Below are 26,420 nucleotides of genomic sequence, written 5' to 3' on the forward strand. Positions count from 1 at the left end.
TGCAGCCCTTAACATTAGTATGAACTGATATTTACAGAAAAATGAAGTAATGATGACAACATACAAACTAACTGCGTTAGTAGTGGCTTCGGTTTTAGGTTTAACTGCCTGTGGTAACGATGCGCCAGTACAGCAGAACACGCAACAGCAGCAATCAGAATCTAGCCAAGCAGCTATCTCTAAGCCTGTGGTTTACCAAGTATTCACTCGATTATTTGGTAACACTAACACCACCAATAAACCGTGGGGCACATTAGAAGAAAATGGGGTAGGTAAATTCGCTGATTTTAATGATGCAGCATTACAAGGCATTAAAGAGCTAGGAACAACACATGTTTGGTACACTGGTGTACCGCGTCATGCTTTAGTAACTGACTATACCGAATACGGTTTGTCTCAAGATGACCCTGATGTTGTAAAAGGCCGTGCAGGCTCGCCTTATGCAGTGAAAGACTATTACGATGTTAATCCTGATTTAGCAATTAACCCTGAGCGCCGCTTAGAAGAGTTTGTCGAGCTAATCAATCGCACTCATAAGCACGGTATGAAAGTGGTTATTGATATTGTGCCAAACCACGTAGCGCGTAACTATGAGTCGGTTGCTAAGCCTGAAGGCGTAAAGGATTTTGGTGCTGAAGATGACACGACGAAAACCTATGCTCGCGATAATAACTTTTATTATGTAACAGGGCAGTCATTTCAAGTGCCAACAAGCGATAGCTACCAAGTGTTAGGTGGTAACCCGCATCCTCTTGCTGATAATCAATTTGCCGAAACCCCAGCAAAATGGACGGGTAATGGGGCCCGTGCCGCTAAACCCGACATCAATGATTGGTACGAAACAGTTAAAATCAATTACGGTGTGAAACCAGATGGTAGCTACGACTTCCCGACGCTACCGGATGATTACGCTGATAAAGATTACCGTGCGCACTACGCATTTTGGCAAGATAAAGACCTACCAAATAGCTGGTATAAATTCCGCGATATCGCGCTTTATTGGTTAGATAAAGGTGTTGATGGTTTCCGTTATGATATGGCCGAGATGGTGCCTGTTGAGTTTTGGAGCTTTTTAAATTCATCAATCAAGATGCAAAAAAGCGATGCCTTTATTTTGGCTGAGGTATATAACCCAACGCTTTACCGCCCATATATCCAACAAGGTAAGATGGATTACCTTTACGACAAAGTCGGTTTTTACGACACGGTTAAAGCTGTGATGCAAGGCAAGCAATCAGCGGATACTATTTTCGATATCCAAAGCCAAGTGGCGGATATTGAAGAGCATATGTTGCACTTCTTAGAAAACCATGATGAGCAACGCATAGCTAGCCCAGATTTCGCTGGTAGTAGTGAAAAAGGTAAGCCAGCGATGGTGGTATCTACATTGATGTCGCGCTCGCCAACCTTACTTTATTTTGGTCAAGCTGTCGGTGAAGATGGCTCTGAGGACGGTGGCTTTGGTGACCCAACGCGTACCAGTATCTTTGATTATATGGGTGTACCTGCGCATCAAGCGTGGATGAATAATGGTAAATTCGACGGCGGTGCGCTTTCAAAGCAGCAAGCTGATCTTCGCACTTACTACACTAAGTTAATGTCGTTAAACACACTTCCTGCCATTGTTGGTGGTGACATGCAAGCGATTGAATTGACAGGCTCAGAACAAGTTATTGCTTTTACGCGAAAGCTAGGTCAACAACTGGTGCTCGTCGTAAGTAATTTTTCAGAAAACCCTCAAGATGTTGAACTAACACTTAACCAAACGTTGTTACCTAAGCTTAATCACAGTGGCTTAACGTTAATTGATAACCTAGAAAATCATGCCGACATTGTGATTTCTGAGGCAGCTACGAATGCGCCAATTCAACTACAGCTGAATGGCTTAAGCAGTGCAGTATTTACCTTAAAGGCTGACTATGAATAATAACAAACCAACGCTGAGCTTTTGGCAAATATGGAATATGTGTTTTGGATTCCTTGGTATCCAATTTGGCTTCGCATTACAAAACGGTAATGTAAGCCGTATTTTTCAAACTTTAGGTGCCAATGTTGATGATATTCCAATCCTTTGGGTTGCAGCACCATTAACAGGTCTAATTGTACAACCGATCATCGGTTACTGGAGCGATAAAACTTGGAATAAGTTAGGTCGTCGTCGTCCGTTCTTTTTCTATGGGGCTATTTTAACGACGTTATCGTTATTCATCATGCCTAACTCACCAAGCCTTTGGATTGCGGCGGGTATGTTATGGATCATGGATGCGTCAATTAACGTGACTATGGAGCCATTCCGCGCCCTTGTTAGTGATAACCTACCGAAAAAACAACGTGCAACTGGTTATGCGATGCAAAGCTTCTTCATTGGTGTTGGTGCGGTTGTTGCGTCTGCATTACCTTGGATGATGACTAACTGGTTCGATATTGCTAATACGGCACCTGCTGGGCAAATTCCAGATTCTGTAAAATTTTCGTTTTACTTTGGTGCAGTAGTTTTATTAGTTGCTGTGTTTTGGACTGTATTTACCACGAAAGAATATTCACCAGAAGAACTTGAAAGCTTTCATGAACAAGAGCAAAGCGATGACTCGAGTGATGTTCAAAGTGATGTAAACTTTAACAAAGGCGCTGCAATCTTTACGGTTCTTGGTCTAGTAGTACTTGGTATTGTAACGGGTCTATCGCTTGAAAAAGAGCTTTATTTACTCGCTGGTGGTTTGATTAGCTTTGGTGTTATTCAATTTATTGCTGGTGCTTTAAAGGCTAAAAACGCAACCAGTGGTGGCTTTTATCAAGTTGTGAATGATGTATTCACTATGCCAGAAACGATGAAACAATTGGCATGGGTACAATTTTTTAGCTGGTTCTCATTGTTTGCAATGTGGATTTACACCACATCGGCAGTAACTAGCTTCCACTACGGCAGCAGTGATACAAGCTCTCTTGCCTACAATAACGGTGCGGATTGGGTTGGTGTATTATTTGCCGCTTACAATGGTTTTGCTGCCATTGCAGCACTGTGTATTCCGGTTATCGTTAAAAAAGTAGGGCTAAAAATGGCTCACGCTCTCAACCTAGTGCTAGGTGCATTGGGTCTGGTCAGCTTCATTATTATCAAAGATCCAAGTTTACTGATCTGGCCAATGATTGGAGTAGGGTTTGCTTGGGCGTCAATTCTATCTTTACCATACGCAATGTTAAGTACCTCAGTACCAAGTAAAAAAATGGGTGTGTACATGGGTATCTTTAACTTCTTTATTGTTATTCCGCAGCTGTTAGCGGCAAGCGTATTAGGCCTAATTTTACGTCACTTTTTTGATAATCAACCGATTTATGCGTTAGTGCTAGGTGCAGTGTCATTCGTACTAGCAGCGGTCGCTGTGCTGCGCGTTAAGCAACAATAATAAGGACACACAATGAAAAAATTTAATCTTATTACAGCAAGCTTGTTAGCGTTAGGTTTAACAGCTTGTAGTTCAGAGCAATCAGTTAATACAGCAGTTGAGCAGGTGTCAGCGCCAGGTGCACCGGGTGTTGAGCCTTTTTGGGCATACTCTGGTAAAACGGGTATTGGTACCTCTTACGAGCAATACCAAGACGGCCACTACAGCGACGCAGCTGCTACTGGCAAAGTATCAAAAGTTTGGTTTTCAATCGCGAAAGGCATGATCACAGAAACCATGTTTGGTTTAATTCACCAAGCGCAAATCAAAGATATGCAGTTTGTTGTAGTCGGTAAAGACTTTACCGTTACAGAGAACGATGATCTCGATGTGAGCATTGATTATTTATACAAAGACGACGCTGGTCGCCCATTATCGCTTGCTTATAAAGTCGTTAGTAAAGATAAACAAGGTCGTTTCACTTTAGAAAAGCATATTTTTACAGATCCAAATGGCCAAACATTGTTTGTTCGTAGCGTATTTAATACCGACCTTGAAGGTGTGAAAGCCTACGTTAATGTGAACCCTTACATTGATAACAACGGTTTACATGATTTTGCAAAAGTCACTGATAAGGGTCTAGTTGCGTGGCAAGATGATAACTTTTTATCTTTACAAGCCGCTCAACCATTTAAGCAAGCAAGCGTTGGCTTTACGGGTGTAAGTGATGGCTTAAAAGAGTTAAAAGCATCGCAATCACTATCAACGACTTACCAAAATACTGGTGATAAGTCGGGTAATGTAAGCTTACTTGCAGAGCTTGGTGAAGTATCAAAAAACACCACCTTTGATTTAGCGTTAAGCTTTGGTAACTCTGAAGCTGCAAGCTTAAAAGAAGGTCAAGCGAGTTTAAACCAAGGCTACCAAAAAGTGCTTGCTGCATATAACGGTGAGGGTGCTGCAATTGGTTGGCAAGACTACTTAGCAAGCCTTGAACCTTTGAGCACATTAACTAACAGCACCGCAGATAATGGTAAGTTGCTTTATACCAGCGCCATGGTGTTGAAAGCGCAAGAAGATAAAACCCATGCTGGTGCTTTAATTGCGTCATTGTCTAACCCGTGGGGTGAAACAGTGTCGGCTAAAACAGGCTCTACCGGTTATAAAGCGGTTTGGGTACGTGATTTCTATCAAGTTGCGATGGCATTTATGGCCATGGGTGACACACGTACCGCTAAAACAGCATTTGAATATCTAGAAAAAGTACAAGTAACAGATAACACGCCAGGCAATGGTGGTGACACGGGTTGGTTTTTACAAAAGACGCACGTTGATGGTGAGCTTGAGTGGGTAGGTGTTCAGCTTGACCAAACAGCAATGCCAATTATGTTAGCATGGAAGTTACATCAAGCTGGCGTACTTAGCGATCAAGAGCTCACAGATTGGTATGGCAAAATGTTAAAGCCAGCAGCTGATTTCTTAGTTGATGGGGGCCTTGCGAAAATTCTTTGGAACGACACGCAAATTACACCGCCAGCAACGCAACAAGAGCGTTGGGAAGAACAAAATGGTTTCTCTCCATCAACAACTGCAGCGGTTGTTGCAGGCTTAGTCACGGCTGCTGATATTGCTAAAAAAGCAGGTGACACAAAAAATGCAGAGCGTTACCTAGCAACGGCTAAAACCTACAACAGTGAAATTGAAAGCACCATGTTTACGACTCAAGGTAACCTTAAGTCTGAAAATAGCGATGGTGAATATTTCATTCGTATTGGTCAAGACAAAGATCCAAACTCATCAACCACGCTTAATGCCAATAACGGTCGTGAAGGCTTTGATAAAAAGCAAATCCTTGATGGTGGTTTCTTAGAGCTTGTACGTTATGGTGTTCGTGATGCACTTGCGCCAAGCATTGTAAAAACATTACCAGAATACGATGACGAAACCTTAGTCGATAATCTGCAAGTGCGTTACACCTTTAATTTTGCTGATGGCTCAGGGTCATTCCCTGGTTACCGTCGCTATGGTAACGATGGTTACGGTGAAGATGAAGTGACAGGTAACAACTATGCCGAAGGTGGTAACAACACCCCTGGTCAACGTGGTCGTGTATGGCCGTTTTTCACAGGTGAACGTGGTCACTATGAAATCGCTGCGGCAAACGCAACTAATAGCCTTGATGCGATGAAGCAACAAGCGATTAAAGACACCTATGTAAAAGGTATGGAAGCATTTGCCAATGAAGGCATGATGTTACCTGAACAAGTTTGGGATGGCGTAGGCAACAATAAAGCAGGCTATCAGTTAGGTGAGGGGACAAACTCAGCCACACCACTGGCTTGGACACACGCTGAATACATTAAGTTACTCCGTTCAGTGAGTGATAAACATGTGTGGGACCATTACCCTGTGGTTGAAAAAGCCCTCAAGTAATACCTTATTAATAAGCCGCAATTCATTTGCGGCTTTTTAGTTTAAATTTGAGTAGACATTATGTTTAAGAAATTAATTTGTTTAACCTTGATGCTATTTACAGGTGTCACTTTTGCAAATGTGATAATCCCTGAGGTGTCAAAAGGGCATCTTGATGTTAAAGAAAACTTTAGTTCAAAGTACGTTGAGAGCCGCTTTTTAAATATCTGGTTACCACCAGGTTATAACAACACGCGTAAGTATGATGTTTTATATATGCATGATGGTCGAATGTTGTTTGATGCCAAAACAACATGGAATAAACAAGAATGGCAAGTTGATGAAGTTGCCGCGAAGTTAATTCAAAGCGGTAAAGTTAAGCCATTTATTGTTGTTGGCATTCCAAATGCGGTAGAAAATCGTCATAGCGAGTATTTTCCGCAAAAAGTATTTGAAAGTTTAGCAAAGCAAAAACAAGCAAATTTATATGAGTTAGAGAGGTATCCAGGGCAAAAGCTGTTTTACTCTAAGGTTTATTCAGACAACTATGCTCGCTTTGTTGTTGAAGAAGTCATTCCCTTTATTGAGAATAACTATTCAGTAAATAAAGGTTTTGAACATCGGTATATCGCAGGATCAAGCATGGGAGGGCTTATTTCTTGGTATACACTACTTCAATATCCTAATGAGTTTGCCGGCGCAATTTGTATGTCTACGCATTGGCCAGGGATTTTTACTTATGACAAACAAGTATTTACTGCTTTCAAGCAGTATATTTCTGACAATATTGGCAAACTAACAACACAAAAAGTTTACTTCGATTATGGAGATGGCACATTAGACTCCATGTATCCTGATCTTCAAAAACAAATTGATAATGTATTTATGCAACACGGTTATCCAGCTTCGTTATGGCAGAGTCAATATTTCCCAGGTGCGACGCATGCAGAAGTTGATTGGGCTAAGCGATTGCAAATCCCACTTGAGTTTATGTTCAGAGTAAACGCGCAAGCACTGTAATAATTAATTGATTAAAAGAATCGAACTGCTTCTGCTAGGCTAAATGCCTGTATTAAAAGTATTTATAGCACGAAGCTATAACTATGAAGTAAAAACTTAATTACATACCCAATACTTATTGGGCATGGCTTTTGGTAAAAGGAAAAATAATGTTAAAAAAACTAGCCTTATGTGGTTTGTTAGCAATAAGCACGCAAAGTAAAGCGGATGACTATTTGCTTTACTTTATGGGGGGCCAATCAAATATGGAAGGTTTTGGCTTTAATAAAGACTTACCTGCACAGTATAAAAAGCCAGTTGAAAATACCTTACTCTTTTTTGGTAACCCTGTTGCTGATGATGCATTAAATGGTGGTAAAGGTGTTTGGACTAATTTAATGCCTGGTTTTGGAACAGGGGCAAGATCGACAGAGCATTCAATTATTTTATCTGAAAGGTTTGGTCCTGAATTGAGTTTTGGTAAACGCTTATCTGAGCTCACTGATAAGAAAATAGCCATTATTAAATATGCGCGTGGAGGCTCATCTATTGCGCTTGGGGCATCTGGCTTTGGTACGTGGGGGCAGAACTATGCTGACAACACCAAGATCAACCAATGGGATAACTTTCAAAATACAGTAAGAGCTGCGTTAGCTAACAATGATATAGATGGTGATGGTGAAGCAGATACTTTAGTCCCAGCAGGGATCATTTGGATGCAAGGCGAGGCCGATGCCTATCATGAGCAAGCATCTAAGGTTTATTTAGCTAATTTAACAAGCCTTATGAATGATATGAAAATGGCATTTGGTGATAAGGAGTTACCAATCATCCTTGGCAGAATCGAAGACTCTGGTAAAACACCTGAAACACGCATGATGCCACATATTGAGAGTGTATGGAATGCTCAGAAAAAGTACGTTAAATCAAATGCTAACGCTCATTTAGTCGCCTTTGATGAGCCGGTCGAATTCATTGAAGATAAATGGCACTATAAAAGTAATTACTATATAAAACTAGGTAACCTTTTTGCAGAGAAAGCAGCCGAAACATTAGCTAAGTAAGTTTCTTTTAAATATCTAATTAAATAATTAAACCGCCGAATTAACCTCGGCGGTTTTTTGTTTATAATAGGGCCAAATTTAAAATGGAATTTACCATGAATCAGCAAAATTTTATTCTTGTTATACTTATTCTCATTGCTCTACCTGTGTGCTTAATTAAAGCTGAGGCAGCTGAACTTAAACCCTTCACTACAGATGGTTGCAGCTCTTTTCCTGATGGAACGATAGAACACAAAAACTTATGGTTAGCTTGCTGCACTGCCCATGATCTCGCTTATTGGCAAGGCGGTACTTTTAAGCAACGTGAGCAAGCTGATATAGATTTAAAAGCGTGTGTTGCACAAGTGGGTGAACAAGAAATTGCGGTATTGATGCTTGCCGGTGTCAGAGTGGGAGGGACACCTTTTTTACCTACCAGCTTTCGCTGGGGTTATGGCTGGCCATACCCCAAGTTTTATGGCGAACTCACTGAGCAAGAGCGCTCACAAGTTGAAAACCGTTTAGCAGAATACGCTAATACTGAACAGCATTAATACTTAATAAAGAGAATGGGCAGAGAGCAGCCTATTCGAGTTTTTATAATTATTTAAAATGGAGTTTGTAGATGATCAAAACAGCCGGGATGTTACTTTTATTATTTGCTCTTAATTCTCAAGCGGAAAGTTTTCAATCTAAACTTGTTGAGGCTGCCAAAGAGCGAACTGAACACTTTGTAGTTTATAACGGAAGTTATCGAAAAATAGACTATCCCAATGGTGATGTGCCTAAGAATATAGGTGTATGTACCGACGTGGTTATTCGTACTTACAGAGCTTTAGGAATTGATTTACAAGCGCTTGTACATGAGGATATGCGCTACAACTTTAGCTTATATCCTTCAAAACGAATTTGGGGCTTAACCAAACCAGATACCAATATTGACCATCGCAGGGTACCTAACCTACAAGTGTTTTTTGAAAGACATGGTGAAAGTCAAGTTACTAGTAATACAGCAGCTGATTATCAAGCAGGTGATATTGTGACTTGGATTTTACCTAATAATAGGCCCCATATAGGTATTGTTACAGATGAACTGTCGAAAGATAAATTAAGACCTCTGATTGTTCATAACATAGGCTGGGGGCCGAAAATGGAAGATTTGCTATTCACTTACAAAATTACAGGGCATTACAGATATAAACCCTAACATACACACTAAGCTTCAATTAGTTACCACTTTAGTATACATTTAAGGTATTTATGTACCTTTATTGGGTTTGGTCTGATTTTTAACTTAAAGGGATTTATATGAAAAATGTGAGTAAATGCATTGCCAGTATTTTGTTGCTACTTCCGACGACTATTTTTGCTTCTCAAGAAGTTGTGATCGAAAAGTCAGATAAATTTACCGAACTGTCAAAAGGCTTAAAGGTAAGTGTTAGAACTGGCCCTACTAAAAATGCCAAAATTTATGACTTTTCGACCAAAAAAATAACCATCACTGATGAGCATGGTGCGCCTTTTCAACGTTACTATTTGCAAATTGCCACAGCAGATAAAGAATGGGCCAAGGAAATCATTACGTTTGATGATAAAACGAATATAATTGACTTAAATGCACTACTTTTTGGTCAATTGATAGACACTTCTGAACTAAAAAAAATAGACTCAGCGCATGCTTTTTCTTTATATAATCGTCTTGAAAGTGTTCTTTCTGAAGAATATGGCACATTTGAACAGGTTTACAATGGTGGCTTAGCTGACTATTTAAATTATATGTCGATAGATGCCGGTTTTGAGAATTACATAGCAAGAACCGGGGGAGCGGGCGATAAACTCACAGAGTCACTAAAAGAAATAAAGCTGCCACCTCTTGTTGAGCACCAACAATTAATAAGTGAGTTTATTAAGGCTGTAAATCAAAAAGACAAAACATGGTTGTTGGCACAGCAAAGACCTAATTCCTCACAGCGAGACTCGGGAATTTATGCGCGCGGTTTAAACGTGCTGTTTGAGTATTTTGATAGCATAGGTAACCCTACAAAGTTCAATATTACCCGAGAAACACAAGGTCGCTCCTATGACCTTAATTCTAATAAACACTTTATTGTTGAATTGCTTGAGCACAAAGGTCGACGAGATAAAATAGAGATGGAGTTTATGTTTGTAGATTCTTATGGTGGCCGCTTTATTGCTGAATACGACATTACAGGTGTTCGTTTTCGTTAAGTAACGGGTTAAGTAAAGTTGAAAAGCCGCAGGTTACGAAAACGTGCGGCTTTGATATCTCTTCGTTATAGCCCTGCTTTTTTAGCGCGAGCAGCGTGTAGCTTTTTGTAACTTTCGATTAAACGAAGGTGTCTGTCTAAACCCTCAAGCTTCATGCTGGTTTCTGTTAAACCATAGAACATTACATCGCCGTTGATTGAGCCAACCACGGCATCCATTGTTTCTTGACCAAACATACGGGTGAAGCTATGAATGTAATCTTCAATCTCAAGGTCATCGCTGAGTGCAACTTCTAACGTTGCATGCATTGCTTGGTAGAATAGGCCGCGTTCAACAATGGTATTGTCGTTATACTGTAAGAATGCTTCAGCAAGCTCCATTGCTGCTTCTAAATCACCAAGTGCTAAGTAAATAAGTAGCTTCAGCTCTAGAATCGTTAACTGACCCCACACTGTGTTTTCATCAAACTCAATACCGATTAAGGTGATGATATCAATGTAGTTATCAAGTTCACTTTCTTCTAAGCGCTCAACTAAATCAGCAAGTTGATCTTCTGATAAACGATGCAGGTTCAGGATATCTTCACGGAAGTTAAGTGCTTTATTGGTATTGTCCCAAATCAAGTCTTCCACAGGATAAACTTCTGAGTAATCAGGCACTAAAATGCGGCATGCAGTACCAAGGTCTGAGAACTCAGCAATGTAAGCTTCTTTACCTAAGCTTTCTAAAATACCGAATAAGCTCGCTGTTTCTTCTTCATTGCTACCTGAGAAATCCCATTCAACAAAATCATAATCGTGCTTAGCGCTGAAGAAGCGCCATGAAATGACGCCAGTTGAATCAATGAAGTGCTCTACAAAGTTTTCCGGTTCAGAAACTGCCATACTATTGAACGTTGGCTTAGGTACATCGTTTAAGCCTTCAAAGCTTCTGCCTTGTAATAACTCAGTTAAGCTGCGCTCTAACGCAACTTCAAAGCTTGGGTGCGCGCCAAAAGAAGCAAATACACCGCCTGTTTTAGGGTTCATAAGTGTTACGCACATCACAGGGAACTGACCACCTAGCGAGGCGTCTTTTACTACAACAGGGAAACCTTGTTCTTCAAGACCATTAATACCCGCAACAATACCTGGGTATTTATTTAAAACGTCCTCTGGTACGTCTGGTAAAACTATTTCTTGCTCAATGATTTGACGTTTAACGGCACGCTCGAAAATTTCAGATAAACATTGTACTTTTGCCTCAGCAAAATTGTTACCTGCACTCATCCCATTACTTAAGAATAAGTTTTCAATTAGGTTTGAAGGGAAATAAACCGTTTCACCGTCTGACTGGCGAACATAAGGAATCGAACAAATGCCACGTTCTTTATTACCAGAGTTGGTATCTATTAGGTGTGAGCCACACAGCTCACCATCTGGATTATAAATTTCACGGGTATAGTCATCTAAAATGCCCTCAGGTAAAGAGTCATCGTCAGTCAGTGCAAACCACTTTTCATTTGGGTAATGAACAAACGCGCTATTGGCAATGTCTTCACCTAAGAATTGATCGTTATAGAAGAAGTTACAGTTTAAGCGCTCAATAAATTCGCCTAAAGCTGAGCATAGTGCGCTTTCTTTCGTTGCACCTTTACCATTGGTAAAACACATAGGCGAAGCTGCATCACGAATATGAAGTGACCATACATTTGGCACAATATTACGCCAAGAAGAAATCTCGATTTTCATCCCTAACTCTTCAAGGATGGCCGTCATATTTGCGATGGTTTCTTCAAGCGGTAAGTCTTTACCTAAAATAAAGGTATTACTGTCATCACCGGGTTTTGCCATCAGCATTGCTTGCGCATCAGCTTCGATGCTTTCAACAGTATCGATCTTAAATTCAGGGCCAGTTTGAATAACACGTTTAACTGTACAGCGCTCAACAGAGCGTAAAATACCTGTGCGATCTTTCTCAGAAAGGCTTTCTGGTAACTCAACCTGAATTTGAAAAATTTGGTTATAGCGGTCTTCAGGGTCAACGATATTGTTTTGCGCAACACGAATACCGTCAGTCGGGATATCGCGTGAATTACAATACACTTTAATAAAGTAAGCCGCACACAATGCAGAAGATGCTAAAAAGTAATCGAATGGACTTGGTGCAGTGCCATCACCTTTATAGCGAATAGGTTGGTCTGCAATGACAGAGAAATCATCAAACTTGGCTTCAAGTCTGAGGTTGTCGAGAAAATTAACTTTAATTTCCATTAAAAAATTCCACCTTTGTGCGCGTTGTTATCTAAAGCATTGTTAGCCAGATAAGCATTTTCAACATAATAGGTGTAATTATCTGCTTTTTCGAAGTAATAGTCTTGGGTAAATCGAAAAAAAACTAATTTTAATGCAATAAGTGTCTGGTTAGGGAGGGAGTAAGCGATAACAAAGCTGTTATCGCTAAAAATTAAACACTTGAACCGCGAATAATTAACCGGGGTGGTAAAAGGGTATTCTCGACATCTTCACCACGAATAAGTTTGAGCAGGTTATCGACCAACATTTGTCCGGCGAGGGTGGTGTCTTGCTGAACAGTGGTAAGTGGTGGGTTTACAAAGCTGGCAACCGCAATATTATCAAAGCCAACAACGTGCACATCATCAGGAACCTTTATTTTTGCTTCTTTCAATGCGCGAATAGCTCCAATCGCAATAAGGTCACTGGCAGCAAATAATGAGTTAAAACGAATGTTATTTGCTAAGAGTGAACGAGTCGCGTGATAGCCTGATTCTTCTGTTGAAATAGCATTTGCCATCTTACGTTCGTTTAAATTCACGCCCTTGGCTAGAAATGCATCTTTAAAGCCTTGGTAGCGAGCAAAAAATTCTGGACTATGCTCAGATGCATCACCAATAAATGCACAATCGGTTCTTCCTGTTGCGAGTAAATGTTCAGCCGCTAATTTACCACCGCCGTAGTTATCACAGCTCACAGTTAAATCTGGGCGGTTATCTACACTGGCACCCCAACAGACAAATTTAGTGTGCTGATCTATTAGGGTTTTAAATTTAGGTTGATAATCAAGGTAATCACCATAACCAAGCAGTATTAAGCCATCTGCACGATGGCTGTCTTCGTAATCGGCTTGCCAATCAGAGCTGCTTGACTGAAACGATACCAGTAAGTCGTAGCCTTCTTTTGCACAGGCTCTGGTTATACTACCTAGCATCGCCAAAAAGAAAGGGTTTATTTGTGATTCATCCGAAGTGGGATCTTCAAATAATAACAGGGCGAGGGTGCTACTTTGCTGTGTTCTTAAGTTACTGGCATTTTTATCAACTTTGTAGTTGAGCTGCTTGGCTACCTCATGAACACGTCGACGGGTTTCTTCGTTGACCAAAGGGCTATTTCGCAGCGCGCGAGACACGGTTGACTGCGACACACCCGCATAATGTGCAATGTCAAAAGATGTCGCCTTACCTTTCATATGGTTACCAAATAACAGAACTAGTAATTGCCATTTTCGGCTATTTAATATTTTTTTCAAGCTATTTGTGACAAGCAGCGAGAGTGTGGCTGTTCTGTACACAGTTAGGCATTTTTTATGTGTTTATAAATGCCTTTTCGATACTTAATACGCAGGTTTTCTCATTAAATACGTATGCATGCACAAATAATGAAAATTTTTATTGATCCAAATCTGACACCGGTGTCATAATGTCACTGTTTTATCATTTTGTTGTCAAAACGTATTTGGCTGCCCATTCATTTGGGCAGCATTTTTTTAATACAAAAGATAGCTTCTTTGAGGCAATGACCCAAAGTTTAGCAGACACAGTGGCTTTGCCATTGAAAACTAGAACAATAAGCGGCAACTAGCTTAGACAAATAGAGAAAACATCATGAACACACAGACAACCACAGAATTCGCTCCTATTCTTGTTGCCGATATCGGCGGCACTAACGCTCGTTTCGCTTTAATCACTGACTTTAATGCACAAACTAACCAGTTTGTTATCGAGCACAATTTAACTTTTCCAAGTGCAGATTTTGGCTCTTTAGAAAGTGCGATTAACCAGTACTTTAGTCAAATTTCGTTTCCAAAGCCAAGCCGTGCATGTTTAGCAGTAGCTGGCCCGATTAAAGCAGGTCAAGTTCATTTAACTAACCTTGGCTGGCACTTTAACGTTGCCGATTTAAAAGCTGAGTTTTCATTTGAGCAACTTGAAGTAATCAACGACTTTGCAGCATTTGCTTATGCGGCACCTTATTTAGATGATTCGCAAAATATGGCTGTTAAAGCAGGTCAGGCGGATGAAAATGCGAATATCGCAGTTATGGGGCCTGGTACAGGTTTTGGTGCTGCATGTTTAGTTCGCACATCACAAGGCAGTGCTGTTCTTAGCTGTGAAGCAGGGCACATTACCCTTGCAGCTGTCACAGACTTAGACCGTAGACTGATTACTGAGCTTAAACAGCAATTAAATCATGTTTCTGTGGAGACTGTGTTCTCAGGCCCTGGTATTGCTCATTTATATGGCGCTATGGCTGCGGTAAAAGGCGTTGAAGCGAAGAATTTAGATGCAGCACAAATTAGCGAGTTAGCAACCACTGGTCAATGCGAAGTCTGTGATGCAACACTTAATCAATTTTGTGATTGGATTGGTAGTGTAGCAGGGGACTTAGCCCTGACATTTGGTGCGTTAGGTGGCGTATTTATTGGTGGTGGTATTTTACCTCGTATGCAACAACGTTTATTATCTAGTCGATTTGTTGAACGTTTTGCAGACAAAGGCATTATGTCGCAATATACTTCACAGATCCCTGTTACGCTTGTAACACAAGACAACATTCCATTCATTGGTGCTGCTGCGTGTATACATGTTAAAAGTAACGCGTAATTAGCAGTTGGATGTAGAGCGGATGAAGAAAGTAACCATCAACAGTGTCGCCAGCTATGCCGGTGTATCGAAAAAAACAGTATCTCGCGTGCTTAACAATGAGCCAAACGTGAGTGATGCAACGCGCGAAAAAGTACTTAAAGTATTTAAAGAGCTCGATTACACGCCAAACCCAATCGCTAGAGGTTTAGCACAAAACCGTAGTTTTATTATTGGTTGCTTGTACGATAATCCGAGTAAAAGCTATATTACCCGGGTGCAAACTGGTGCCTTAGCGGCGTGCCATGAACTTAACTACAACTTATTGATCCATCCTTGCGAATTACGCGGTGATGAATTAATTAGTAACATTGAGCAATTAATTCAAACTTCTCGTTTAGACGGTATTGTATTGACCCCGCCATTTTCAGATTTTCCTGAACTTGTAAGCTTTTTAAAGTCGAAAAAGATCCCGTATGCTCGCGTCGCATCAGCAGTACTTGAAGACGACTCTATTTCGGTAAGAAGTAATGATGAGCAGGGGGCTTTTGAAATAACAGAGCATCTTATTAAGCTGGGCCATAAAGAAATTGCCTTCATTAAAGGTCACCCTGATCACAGTGCCACAGAGCAGCGTTTTAAAGGTTATCGAAGAGCACTTGCGTCAAATGGTATTGAGTTTGATGAACGCTTAGTTGAAGAAGGTAACTTCAGTTATCACTCTGGTGTAGATAGTGCCCGTACAATTTTAGATTTAAACCCTCGCCCGACAGCAGTATTTGCCTCAAATGATTACATGGCAGCGGCGGTATTAAAGCTTGCTACACAAATGCAGTTAAGAGTGCCTGATGATATCTCTATTGCAGGGTTTGATAACGCACCAATTGCACGTCATATTTGGCCAGGGTTAACGACCATTGCACAACCAGTTGAAGAAATGACTCAGCAAGCGGTTAAGCAATTGATCACTCATATTGGTGATCCACAAGAGTCGCCTTATCAAGTAACCCTTGAAGCAAAACTCATTACTCGTGAGTCGACAGCAGCAATTAAATAAATTTCATCTTGTTTTTTCACAGTAGCCCGAGAATGAGTGACGCGTTCTCGGGCTTTTTTATTTCAGACTAAAAAATTTCATGAAAACGCTATAAGTTACTGTTTTTAATTAAAACAAACCTCCAAGCTTGTCTTGTCTATAGGCCTTTGATAGTGGTACTTCACATGAATTCTACTCATATTCTACTAAAATTACATTGTTCATTATTTGGTCATTTAAAAAAATTAAACTAAATTTAACAGATAAGGTTGACACCGGTGTCACAGTCATGAGTTAATACAGTGACACCGGTGTCAGGTTGGTTGTGAGAGACAGCCTGTCAGCGTACCTTTGAACGGGTAAATCAAAGTTGCTCAGTACAATTATTTTCGTGGAGTCTGTAATTGTTACTGAGCCTTTATCCTCTAACTATAGAGATGAGTCGAATTTATATGTTGCATCCTCGTATCCAAGAAGTCACCGAACGCGTTATCGAACGCAGTAAAGAGACCCGCCAAGCTTATTTAGAGCGAATCGCGCACGCAAAAAAACAAACAAGAGTTCGTGCAGGTTTAGGCTGTGGTAATATTGCACACGTTATGGCTGCTTGTAGCAGCGATGACAAAGCTCGCTTAAAAGCAGACGAGCAACCAAACCTAGCTATCATCAACGCTTATAACGACATGCTTTCAGCGCATGTTCCTTACAAAGATTATCCGGAAATCATCAAAAGCCTTGCCACTAAGTTCGATGCTACAGCACAAGTTGCTGGCGGCGTACCTGCTATGTGCGACGGTGTTACTCAAGGCCGTGATGGTATGGAACTATCATTGTTCTCACGTGATGTGATTGCAATGTCTACAGCGGTTTCTTTATCGCATGACGTGTTCGACGGTGTTTTCTGTTTAGGTGTGTGTGACAAGATTGTCCCTGGACTTTTAATTGGTGCCTTATCATTTGGTCATTTACCAACGTATTTCTTACCAGCTGGTCCAATGCAATCGGGTATCCCGAATAAAGAAAAAGCCCGTGTTCGTCAAAAATTTGCACAAGGCTTAGTAAGTCGCGAAGAGCTTTTAGAAGCAGAAAGCGCATCGTATCACAGTGCCGGTACGTGTACTTTCTACGGTACCGCAAACTCGAATCAAATGTTAATGGAAATCATGGGTCTACATTTACCAGGTAGCTCTTTCATTAACCCTTACACAGAACTTCGTGATGGTTTAACAGGTCATGCTGTCGAAACCATGTTAAAGCAGTTAATCGAAACAAAAGATGCTAACTGCCTTGCTGACGTAGTGAGTGAAAAAACAATTATTAATGGTTTAGTTGGCTTGTTATCAACAGGCGGCTCAACAAACCACGCAATCCACCTAGTAGCAATAGCGAAAGCAGCGGGTGTAATCCTTACTTGGAAAGACATGGCTGACTTATCAGAAGTTGTGCCACTTCTTACACGTATTTACCCGAACGGCTCAGCAGATGTAAACCACTTCCAAGCCGCCGGCGGTATGGGCTTCTTAATGAAGCAACTACTGAGCAAAGGTTACTTACATAACGACGTGAAAACGATTGTGGGTGATGGCCTTGAGGCATACACCACAGAGCCAATGCTAGATAAAGATTCATCAGTGATCATGACTAACAGCACAGGCCCAAGCAAAGTTAAATGGGTTGCGTGTCCTGAAAAATCACATGACGAAGAAGTGTTACGTCCGATTGATAACCCGTTTAGCAAGCAGGGTGGCTTACAGCTTCTTACAGGTAACCTTGGTAAAGCCGTTATTAAAGTTTCTGCAGTGGCTGAATCTCACCAAGTTGTTTCTGCACCAGCTAAAGTATTTAGCTCACAAGGTGAGTTACAAGAAGCATATAGCCGCGGTGAGTTAAATACAGACTTTATTGCTGTAATTAAAGAGCAAGGTCCGAAGGCGAAAGGCATGCCTGAGCTTCACAAATTAACGCCAGTAATGGCAACACTACAAGACCAAGGCTACAAAGTGGCGATTGTGACAGACGGTCGTATGTCGGGTGCATCAGGTAAAGTTCCTGCTGCAATCCACTTAGCACCAGAAGCGGTTGAAGGTGGTGTAATCGCAAAAATTCACGAAGGTGACTTAGTGACGCTTGATGCACCAGCGGGTGTATTGAAAGTACACGTAAGCGATGAAGAATTAGCAAAACGTGAATTACAACTTAGCCAACCAAGCCAAACATATGGTACAGGCCGAGAGTTATTCGCAGGTTTCAGAAATATAGTAAGTAGTGCAGACCTTGGCGCAAGTGCCTTTGGTTTAGAATAATAATACGCCGTTACTGGGCTATGAGGAACAAACAATGAGCATTGAGAAAATTTTATCATCGGCACCTGTGGTACCGGTTGTTGTTATCGAAAAACTTGAAGATGCAGCACCCCTTGCACGTGCGCTTTATAACGGTGGCTTAAAAGCACTAGAAATTACTTTACGTACGCCGATTGCGGCAGAAGCTGTAAAGCTAATGAAAGAAGCCGTACCAGAAGCATACGTTGGCACAGGTACCGTGGTTGATAAAGCGACATTTAATGCATCTGTTGAAGCCGGTGCTGACTTCATGGTTAGCCCAGGTGTAAACGACGAATTATTAGCACTGGCTAAAGACACTGATATTCCATTTTTACCAGGTGCAGCAACACCAAGTGAAGTAATGAAATTAGCAAGCCATGGCTTTAAGTTCTTAAAGTTCTTTCCTGCAGAAGCAGCGGGTGGCACAGCAATGCTGAAATCAATTGGTGGCCCTTTACCACAAGTAACTTTTTGCCCAACAGGCGGCATTAGCCTTGAAACAGCACCTAACTACCTGGCACTTAAAAACGTAATCTGTGTAGGTGGTACTTGGATGTTAGATAAACAACTTATTGAAAACAAAGACTGGCAAGCCATTGAAGCGCTTGCTCGCCAAGCAAGTGAAGTAAAATAATTAACGGGAGATATTAGAATGATTAATGTTGCAATTAATGGCTATGGACGTATCGGTCGTAACGTATTACGTGCTCTTTATGAGTCAGCTCAAAACAAGGAAATCAAAATTGTTGCTATCAACGATTTAGCACCAGCAAATGTTAACGCGCATTTAACTCAATTTGACTCTGTACACGGTCAATTTTCTCAAAAAGTAACACTTGCTGAAAACACCATGCTAATTGGTAATGATGAAATTACCCTTACGCAAGAGCGTGATCCTGCAAACCTTCCTTGGAAAGCATTAAACGTCGATATCGTTTTAGAATGTACAGGTTTATTCACTTCACGTGACGCAGCGGCTAAACACATTGAAGCGGGTGCTAAAAAAGTTATTGTTTCTGCACCTGGTACTGACATGGATGCAACAGTTGTTCACGGTGTTAACAGCGAAGTATTAAACGCTGACAGCAACATCATTTCAAATGCATCTTGTACAACAAACTGTTTAGCACCGATTGCAAAAGCAATCAACGACACAGTCGGTATCGAGCAAGGTAGCATGACAACAATTCATGCTTACACAAACGATCAAAACTTATCTGACGTTTATCACCCAGACTTATACCGTGCACGTAGCGCAACTCAGTCAATGATCCCAACGAAAACAGGTGCAGCTAAAGCAGTTGGTTTAGTACTTCCTGAACTTGCGGGTAAACTTGACGGCATGGCAGTACGTGTACCAACAATCAACGTTTCTTTAGTAGACTTAACGTTTGTTGCTAAGCGCGAAACAACTGCAGCAGAAATCAACGAAGTAGTTAAAGCAGCATCAGAAGGTGCAATGCAAGGTATTCTTGAATACAACGAACTACCACTTGTTTCTATCGACTTTAACCACAACCCAGCGTCTTCAATCTTCGATTCTACCCAAACTAAAGTAGATGGTAAGCTTGTTAAAGTGATGGCTTGGTACGATAACGAGTGGGGTTTCTCAAACCGCATGTTAGACCAAGTTAAAGCGCTAGGTCAGTTCTTATAATAGAACAGTAAAAGTTTAAGCTTTATCCAACAAAGCCACGTTTATCGTGGCTTTTTTGGTTTTAAAAAATACGCCTTAAATGTCAGCTTCATTTTTATGCGTTATTTTTCTGATTTTTGAGTAACTTTTTATATAGGAAAAAAACTATAACTGAAAGAAATATAAATGAAGGAAGTACATAAATAAAAAGCAAAGGAGCATTTTCTACTCTTTGTTCTTCATTCATAAATGGAATAGAGAGTTTCTTATAAGCTTCTAAAAACAACATGAAATTCGCGAATGCGCTAACTAAAATAAGACTTATATTCAAAATATATGACTTAGCCTTTGACATAGTTATTTAATCTCCCAAAACCAAATATCTTTGCTGTTGTTAAGATCTGATACTACACCAAAGAATTCATATATTGATCTTGTCAGCATACCACCACTAGTAATTTGATCTTCATTCCAAAGATCGATGTGGTCTCCACTACGGTTAGTAACAGACTCACTGCCTCGTTGCCAATAATCTTTAAAAAATATAATTCCAGTTTTACCATCTAGGTCATCTTGGAAAGTTTTTGGATTAATTTTTTGTAGATCACCTAACCAACTAAAGTTTGAAGTTTTAAGCCAACTGGCCATTTCTTCTGCTAAAAGAATATGTTTCATGCCCGCGTGTCCCCAGCATTTCTTAACTTTAGCTCCTGCAGTTGATACGCCAGATTTAATTAATGCGTCACTTAAGTTAATAGCGCAATAGTTTCCAAATGGGGAAGAGCTATTAGTTTGCTTATTTTGACATCTTGCTCTGATCAGTTCTTTTTCAGGAAAGTTTTCCCATAAATCATTAAATTGTAACATTTTATATCCTTATAATAGAGATGGTCTTGATTGTAAATATCTTCAAAGGTTTGAACAAAATCGACTAAAGTTCATTTTTTGTAATTAATTACTATCGAGTATGGTACTTCAATAATTGCTGCTAAAACTCTAAGTTAATCAGCCGAATTGTTTGGTAAATCGCAAGATAGGTTATCTTTTAAGAAAGTAGACATTTTTATTCCTTTAAAAATAATTTACTTGTGCAGGTTAGTTTGTTCCTCATTTTAAGTCAATGAGGATTCGTTTGTATTTTAGTTGGCTACTTACATTTGATTCTATCGATACTTGCTAGCAAACACTCACGCTGTTTTATAATGTCTTACTTTACAATATTTGTTCCTAAATTCTTCTGTGTTATGCTGCGAAAAATTGATAAATGGATTTTTATATCATGACACGTCTTTATCATCAGCTATTTAGAGCTGAGCAGTTTCAAGTGGGTGAAGGCAATATTAGCGGTTATATTGCTTGTTTCTTAGCGGTGTTATCCTGTTTAGGGGTATTAGCTTTTCATTTTCCAGAGTACTTAACGACCCCAGAGCTCAGGCAAAACTACAGTGTTGAGTTTTTACGTCAGCTAATGTTTGTGGCATTAATTATTTCGGGCAGTTTAGGGCTTTTGAATTTTGTTCGTAATACTAATAAACGGCTCGGTGCAACGGCTTGGGTATTTATAGTTGTGGCAATTGCATTTGGCGGTCCGAATGTTGAAGTGGGCGACTTTAAAGATAACACGCCGTACTTGGGGCTGGATTGGTTCATTCTTGACTTACTTGGCTCCACACTGATTTTTATTCTAATTGAGAAGCTACTGCCGCACCGTAAAGAACAAAAAATTCTCCGCTCTGAGTGGCAGGGTGATTTAAATCATTTCTTTGTTAATCACTTAATTATTGGTTTTGTGTTGCTGGCAACCAATCAGTTCGTGCATCATGCTTTTGGCTGGGCTGTGTCTGATACAGTGCAAGGCTTTATTATTCAACTGCCATTTTTACTCCAATTATTTTTAATCATTTTAGTTGCTGATTTAATGCAGTACTTTGTGCATAGGGCTTATCACGAAGTGCCCCTGCTTTGGCGTTTTCATGCCGTGCATCACAGTGCAAAAGAGATGGATTGGCTTGCTGGCTCTCGTCAACATATTTTAGAAATACTCGTGACGCGCAGCTTAGTGCTTACGCCAATTTTTGTGCTCGGCTTTCCATCGGATGTCATTAGCTTATATGTCATTATTGTTGGCTTTCAGGCTGTGTTTAACCACGCTAATGTTCGGGTAAAATTTGGATGGTTAAAGTATTTGCTGGTTACCCCTCAGTTTCATCATTGGCATCATTCATCTGATAAAGCGGCCATTGACCGTAACTATGCTGCGCATTTTTCATTTTTAGATTATCTATTTGGCACGGCAGTCAAAGGTCAAGCAGAGTGGCCCGATAAATATGGAGTGGTTGGGGATTACATGCCAGAAGGTATGTTAAAGCAGCAGGTGTTCCCGTTTAAAAAGCAAAAATAAAGCCTCACAGAGGCTTTATTTATAATTACCTACACTCGTAATCGCGAAACTAGCTCAGAAAGGCGAGGGCGTTTGTCTGAGTTTAGTACCAAGCACTCTTGAACGATGTCAGAAAGCATCTTAGTAATGTCGTTTTGTTCACTCACTACGGTCAGTAGATCATCAATGAAATAACCAAGGGCGCGTACTTCAATGCTTTCTAATCGCTGCTGTTGATCAGGCGTCAGCATGGATAAGTCGGTTGCTGCACCAAAGTCACCAAATAATAACTCGCCCTGTGAATTGATCATGCTGTTATGGGCATAAATGTCACCATGGCTTACTTGCTTTTGATGCAAATGAGCGAGGGTACTTGCCATTTGCTTAACGATTTTTAGCACCATTTCTGGCGCGTAGTGGCAGTTGTCTTCGAAGGTATCACGGGTACAGCTTGCAAGGGAGGGTGGCAAACCAAGATTCGTGAACTCTTTACTGATAAGCTCCATCACTAAACCAAGTTGTGACTCTTCATCGACATAGCCCAATGCTTTAATGAGATTTGGATGCTCACTGGCTTTTAAACAACAATTTAGCTCATCGAGTGGATAGCCATCACTGGTGATTTCGCCTTTAAATAACTTAAGGGCAACAGGACGTTGATGCCAATTGGCCAAATGAATAACCCCAGACGCACCTTGGCCAATCTGCTCTTTAACTTGGATTTCATCCAGTGTGATTTTGCTAAACTGCTCACAGTGTAAGCTAGTTGAGCGATTTAAATCGTTACCAGAGAAGGCAAGCCAAGCAAGTTTCGGTAAAGCTAAAAGCCAATCTTCAACTTTTGTAAGCTTATTGGCACTTAATCGTATTAGCTCAAGCTCGTTACAATTAGCCATTGAAGCTGGTAAATGAGTTAACTGATTACCTGCCAGTGCGAGCTTTTTAAGCTTGCTGTACTCACCAAATGAATCAGGTAAAGCGGGGATTTGATTATCCGTTAAGATCAGCCATTCAATCTGCGTTGGCAAACAGTGCGCTTTAAATTCAGTAATTTGATTACCTTTAAATGCCACCATGATTAAGTTAGGGCATTCTCTTAGCACGTCTGGAATATGTTTAAACTGATTAAATGATAAAAACAGCCGTTTGAGATTTTTTAATTTGTAAAAATCGTCAGGTAAATCACTTAGCTGGTTATTAGATAAATCGAGGATTTCTAACGTATCGGCTAGAGTATAAATTTCTTTTGGGAACTCGGTTAGTTTTGCAACAAGCTGAAGCCGTGTACAACCTTGTAGAGAACCGGCTTTTAACTCTTCGAGGGTATTCAATGTTGATTCCTTTGGGCTAAAAGGTAAAAGGCCAACTTGGTTGGCCTTTTTAATTAAAACTGTGCGTTATGGTAAACGTTTTGTACGTCGTCACAGTCTTCTAGCATGGCTAAAAAGCGTTCCATGACTTCAACGTCTTCACCTGCAATGGGTGCTTCTACTTGCGGCACAAAAGCAATTAGATCTTCGTGGAAATCAGTAATTCCCATTTCTTCAAGTGCTGTTCGGGTGTTGTTGTATTCAGTGTGTGGCGCGAATACCGTCACTTTACCGTCTTCAACTTCTACATCCGTTACATCTACATCAGCCATCATTAGCGCTTCTAAAACAGCTTCGTCATCATCACCATCAAAGACAAAAATAGCAAGGTGATCAAATAAGTGTGATACTGAGTTTTGCGCGCCAATTTTTGCATTTGCTTTAGTAAAACAAACACGTACGTCAGCGAATGTACGTTTGTTGTTGTCGGTTAAACAGTCAACAATGATCATACAGTTACCCGGGCCGTAACCTTCATAGCGAGTTGCTACATAATCTTCGCCGCCACCGCCTTTGGCTTTATCGATTGCACGCTCAATCACGTGCGTAGGTACTTGGTCTTTCTTAGCACGCTCAATTAAGCGACGAAGCGCTAAGTTGCCATCGGGATCAACACCACCATTCTTAGCGCAGATATAAATTTCTTTTCCGTACTTTGAATAAACTTTGGTTTTTGCACCCGCAGTTTTTGCCATTGAGTCTTTTTTGTTTTGATAAGCTCTGCCCATCTGCGTGTTGCCTTTTTGTTATAGATAAAAATAAAGCGGTTATTCTAATCATTTAACCTACTAGTTAACAGTGTTTATTCTTCGCTTTGCTGTAACTGCCACATTCGTGCGTATTCACCATTCGCTGCAAGCAGTTGATGGTGCTGACCTTGCTCAACAATCTGTCCTTGTTTCATAACAATAATTCTGTCTGCGTCAGTAATTGTTGATAAACGATGTGCAATAACCAAGCTGGTATGTCTTTGTGCGACTTCACGCATCGCGCTGAGAATGGCTTGTTCTGAATGCGAATCTAGCGCCGATGTTGCCTCATCAAATAATAAAATGGGTGAACCTTTTAAAATGGCTCTAGCAATTGCAATGCGCTGCTTTTCACCGCCCGACACTTTTAAACCGCGCTCACCAACAAGGGTTTTATCACCTTTATCTAGGCTGGCAATAAATCCATCTAAATGGGCAAGGCTTATGGCTTTATCAATTTCATCTTCGCTTGCTGTTGGGTTTCCGTAGGCGATATTTTCGCGAATGCTGGTATTAAATAGCACGGTATCTTGCGGTACGATGGCAATAGCTTGGCGCAAACTTTCAAGTGTCACTGTGTTGATTGCTTGCTCATCGATATAAATTTTACCTGCATCAACATCATAAAAGCGGTAGAGCAGACGGCTTAAGGTGCTTTTACCTGCGCCACTGGCACCCACAATCGCCACTTTGCTGCCAGAAGTAACCTCAAAGCTTAAGTTATTTAGAATTGGCCGTTGTTTGTCGTAACTAAACGACACATTTTCAAATCGAATAGCAGCTTTGGTTGCATTTAATGGTTGTGCATCTTTGTCATCGCTAATGGCGGCTTTTCGATTTAACAGCCCGAGCATGTTTTCAAGGTCGGTCAGTGCACGGCGTATTTCACGATAAACAAAACCTAAAAAGTTAAGTGGTAAAAATAACTGGATCATATAAGCATTGATCATCACAAGCTCACCTATTGTCAGCTCTTTATTGACCACTGAGCTGGCACCGAGCCACATTAGCGCTGTTATAGCCGTGGCTATAATAAGTGCTTGTCCTGAATTAAGGGCTAGTAACGATAAACGATTTTTAAGCCTTGCTTGCTCCCATTTAGCTAAAAAGCCGTCGTAGGTGCTCGCTTCATAGTGTTCATTGTTGAAGTACTTAACGGTTTCGTAATTTAGTAAGCTGTCGATTGCACGGGTGTTTGAGTTGTTATCGGCAGCATTTGCTTCACGAATAAATCGGTTACGCCACTGAGTTACAATCACAGTAAAAGCAATGTAACTAGCAACCGCAATTAATGTGACCAGTGCAAACCAAGGTGAAAATAAGGTTGCAAAAATAATGGCTACTGTGATTATTTCAAATAGCGTTGGCACAATATTAAACATTAAAAAGCGCATTAAAAAGCTGAGGCCACTTGTGCCACGCTCTATATCGCGACTGATACCGCCTGTTTGCCTGTCAAGATGAAAGGCAAGCTCTAAACTGTGCAAGTGCTTAAATACTTTTAGGCCAATATGGCGCATAGCGTGCTCTGTAACACGGCCAAATAATGCATCGCGTACTTCACCAAAAAATACACTGGCAAAGCGCAGTAAACCATAGGCGATCAGCAAGGCAATAGGAACACTTAATAGCGGGTTGATACTCGCATCAACCGCGTCAATTATTTCTTTTAGTGCCCAAGGCATCAGCAATGTGGCGCCTTTTGCAGCAATAAGCGCTAAGACGGCTAAAATAACGCGGCCTTTAAAGGTCATTAAATAGGGCCAAAGTGTTTTGATGCTTTGTGAAAGGTTCATTGCATCAGGCGATCTCTTTACCTGTTCTTTGCGGCTCATTCCACGCATTGGGCTCTCTTGAATCAATTTGATAAAAATAGGCAAAAGCTTTCGTGTTTTAGGCAAGTGTACTTTGCTAAATTACCTCTATACTGAGTGCAGTATACACCAGCGCATTAGCAAATTAGTTAAATGCATGAGTTAAACACGAAGAAAATTAAGGAGT

Annotated in this window: 20 protein-coding genes; 14 read left to right on the top strand and 6 right to left on the bottom strand. The window is 40.6% G+C overall.

Features of this window, described 5'->3' with window-relative positions; all coding sequences use genetic code 11:
- Positions 1-52: 52 nt before the first annotated feature.
- From NO991_RS05090 to NO991_RS05125, 8 genes are all read left to right on the top strand, one after another.
- A complete protein-coding gene (locus NO991_RS05090; RefSeq protein ID WP_371351915.1) occupies positions 53-1,927 on the top strand; it encodes an alpha-amylase family glycosyl hydrolase in 1,875 nt (624 codons plus the stop codon).
- The gene (locus NO991_RS05095) at positions 1,920-3,404 is read left to right on the top strand and encodes an MFS transporter (protein WP_138600557.1); all 1,485 of its coding nucleotides are present in this window, start codon (positions 1,920-1,922) and stop codon (positions 3,402-3,404) included. Before NO991_RS05090 ends, NO991_RS05095 begins: the two co-directional genes overlap by 8 nt.
- Before the next feature lie 12 nt (positions 3,405-3,416).
- The gene (locus tag NO991_RS05100) at positions 3,417-5,816 is read left to right on the top strand and encodes a glucan 1,4-alpha-glucosidase (protein WP_371351736.1); all 2,400 of its coding nucleotides are present in this window, start codon (positions 3,417-3,419) and stop codon (positions 5,814-5,816) included.
- Between the two features lie 60 nt (positions 5,817-5,876).
- Complete coding sequence (locus NO991_RS05105) at positions 5,877-6,815, top strand: alpha/beta hydrolase (protein WP_300360549.1); 939 nt, start codon at positions 5,877-5,879, stop codon at positions 6,813-6,815.
- 149 nt (positions 6,816-6,964) lie between these two features.
- Positions 6,965-7,858 carry a sialate O-acetylesterase gene (locus NO991_RS05110; RefSeq protein WP_300360547.1) on the top strand — a complete coding sequence of 298 codons (894 nt, stop codon included), beginning with the start codon at positions 6,965-6,967 and terminating at the stop codon, positions 7,856-7,858.
- A gap of 95 nt (positions 7,859-7,953) precedes the next feature.
- A complete protein-coding gene (locus NO991_RS05115) occupies positions 7,954-8,391 on the top strand; it encodes a hypothetical protein (protein WP_300360545.1) in 438 nt (145 codons plus the stop codon).
- A gap of 71 nt (positions 8,392-8,462) precedes the next feature.
- The gene (locus NO991_RS05120; RefSeq protein ID WP_371351737.1) at positions 8,463-9,044 is read left to right on the top strand and encodes a DUF1287 domain-containing protein; all 582 of its coding nucleotides are present in this window, start codon (positions 8,463-8,465) and stop codon (positions 9,042-9,044) included.
- Positions 9,045-9,145: 101 nt separating this feature from the next.
- A complete protein-coding gene (locus tag NO991_RS05125; protein WP_300362819.1) occupies positions 9,146-10,066 on the top strand; it encodes a hypothetical protein in 921 nt (306 codons plus the stop codon).
- Between the two features lie 65 nt (positions 10,067-10,131).
- On the opposite strand, the gene NO991_RS05130 is transcribed toward NO991_RS05125, so the two are convergent.
- Together NO991_RS05130 and NO991_RS05135 are read right to left on the bottom strand one after the other, a co-directional pair.
- A complete protein-coding gene (locus NO991_RS05130; RefSeq protein WP_300417625.1) occupies positions 10,132-12,318 on the bottom strand; it encodes an OsmC domain/YcaO domain-containing protein in 2,187 nt (728 codons plus the stop codon).
- Positions 12,319-12,511: 193 nt separating this feature from the next.
- Complete coding sequence (locus tag NO991_RS05135) at positions 12,512-13,531, bottom strand: LacI family DNA-binding transcriptional regulator (RefSeq protein WP_138600573.1); 1,020 nt, start codon at positions 13,529-13,531, stop codon at positions 12,512-12,514.
- A 415-nt stretch (positions 13,532-13,946) separates the two neighbouring features.
- Here NO991_RS05135 and glk point away from each other — a divergent pair, with 415 nt between their 5' ends.
- From glk to gap, 5 genes are all read left to right on the top strand, one after another.
- A complete protein-coding gene (gene glk / locus NO991_RS05140) occupies positions 13,947-14,945 on the top strand; it encodes a glucokinase (protein WP_371351738.1) in 999 nt (332 codons plus the stop codon).
- 22 nt (positions 14,946-14,967) lie between these two features.
- Positions 14,968-15,981 (top strand): LacI family DNA-binding transcriptional regulator, encoded by a 1,014-nt coding sequence (locus NO991_RS05145; protein WP_054551441.1) that lies wholly within the window; start codon positions 14,968-14,970, stop codon positions 15,979-15,981.
- A 431-nt stretch (positions 15,982-16,412) separates the two neighbouring features.
- Positions 16,413-18,263 (top strand): phosphogluconate dehydratase, encoded by a 1,851-nt coding sequence (gene edd, locus NO991_RS05150; RefSeq protein ID WP_054561636.1) that lies wholly within the window; start codon positions 16,413-16,415, stop codon positions 18,261-18,263.
- Positions 18,264-18,297: 34 nt separating this feature from the next.
- Complete coding sequence (locus tag NO991_RS05155) at positions 18,298-18,918, top strand: bifunctional 4-hydroxy-2-oxoglutarate aldolase/2-dehydro-3-deoxy-phosphogluconate aldolase (RefSeq protein WP_054551439.1); 621 nt, start codon at positions 18,298-18,300, stop codon at positions 18,916-18,918.
- Positions 18,919-18,936: 18 nt separating this feature from the next.
- Positions 18,937-19,941 (top strand): type I glyceraldehyde-3-phosphate dehydrogenase, encoded by a 1,005-nt coding sequence (gene gap / locus NO991_RS05160; protein WP_371351739.1) that lies wholly within the window; start codon positions 18,937-18,939, stop codon positions 19,939-19,941.
- A 336-nt stretch (positions 19,942-20,277) separates the two neighbouring features.
- Here gap and NO991_RS05165 read toward each other — a convergent pair whose 3' ends face one another.
- Positions 20,278-20,787, bottom strand: coding sequence for a type VI secretion system amidase effector protein Tae4 (locus NO991_RS05165; protein WP_138615879.1), 510 nt, complete (start codon positions 20,785-20,787; stop codon positions 20,278-20,280).
- Positions 20,788-21,199: 412 nt separating this feature from the next.
- Between NO991_RS05165 and NO991_RS05170 the strand changes: the two genes are divergently transcribed.
- Complete coding sequence (locus NO991_RS05170) at positions 21,200-22,321, top strand: sterol desaturase family protein (RefSeq protein ID WP_300360419.1); 1,122 nt, start codon at positions 21,200-21,202, stop codon at positions 22,319-22,321.
- A gap of 29 nt (positions 22,322-22,350) precedes the next feature.
- On the opposite strand, the gene NO991_RS05175 is transcribed toward NO991_RS05170, so the two are convergent.
- From NO991_RS05175 to NO991_RS05185, 3 genes are all read right to left on the bottom strand, one after another.
- A complete protein-coding gene (locus NO991_RS05175) occupies positions 22,351-23,631 on the bottom strand; it encodes a protein kinase (protein ID WP_300360420.1) in 1,281 nt (426 codons plus the stop codon).
- A 53-nt stretch (positions 23,632-23,684) separates the two neighbouring features.
- Complete coding sequence (locus NO991_RS05180; RefSeq protein WP_166340319.1) at positions 23,685-24,398, bottom strand: YebC/PmpR family DNA-binding transcriptional regulator; 714 nt, start codon at positions 24,396-24,398, stop codon at positions 23,685-23,687.
- A gap of 74 nt (positions 24,399-24,472) precedes the next feature.
- Positions 24,473-26,215, bottom strand: coding sequence for an ABC transporter ATP-binding protein/permease (locus NO991_RS05185; RefSeq protein WP_371351916.1), 1,743 nt, complete (start codon positions 26,213-26,215; stop codon positions 24,473-24,475).
- Positions 26,216-26,420 lie beyond the last annotated feature (205 nt).

It is taken from the genome of Pseudoalteromonas sp. DY56-GL22 (assembly GCF_041414715.1).
In the GTDB taxonomy this organism is placed as follows: Bacteria; Pseudomonadota; Gammaproteobacteria; order Enterobacterales; family Alteromonadaceae; genus Pseudoalteromonas; species Pseudoalteromonas simplex.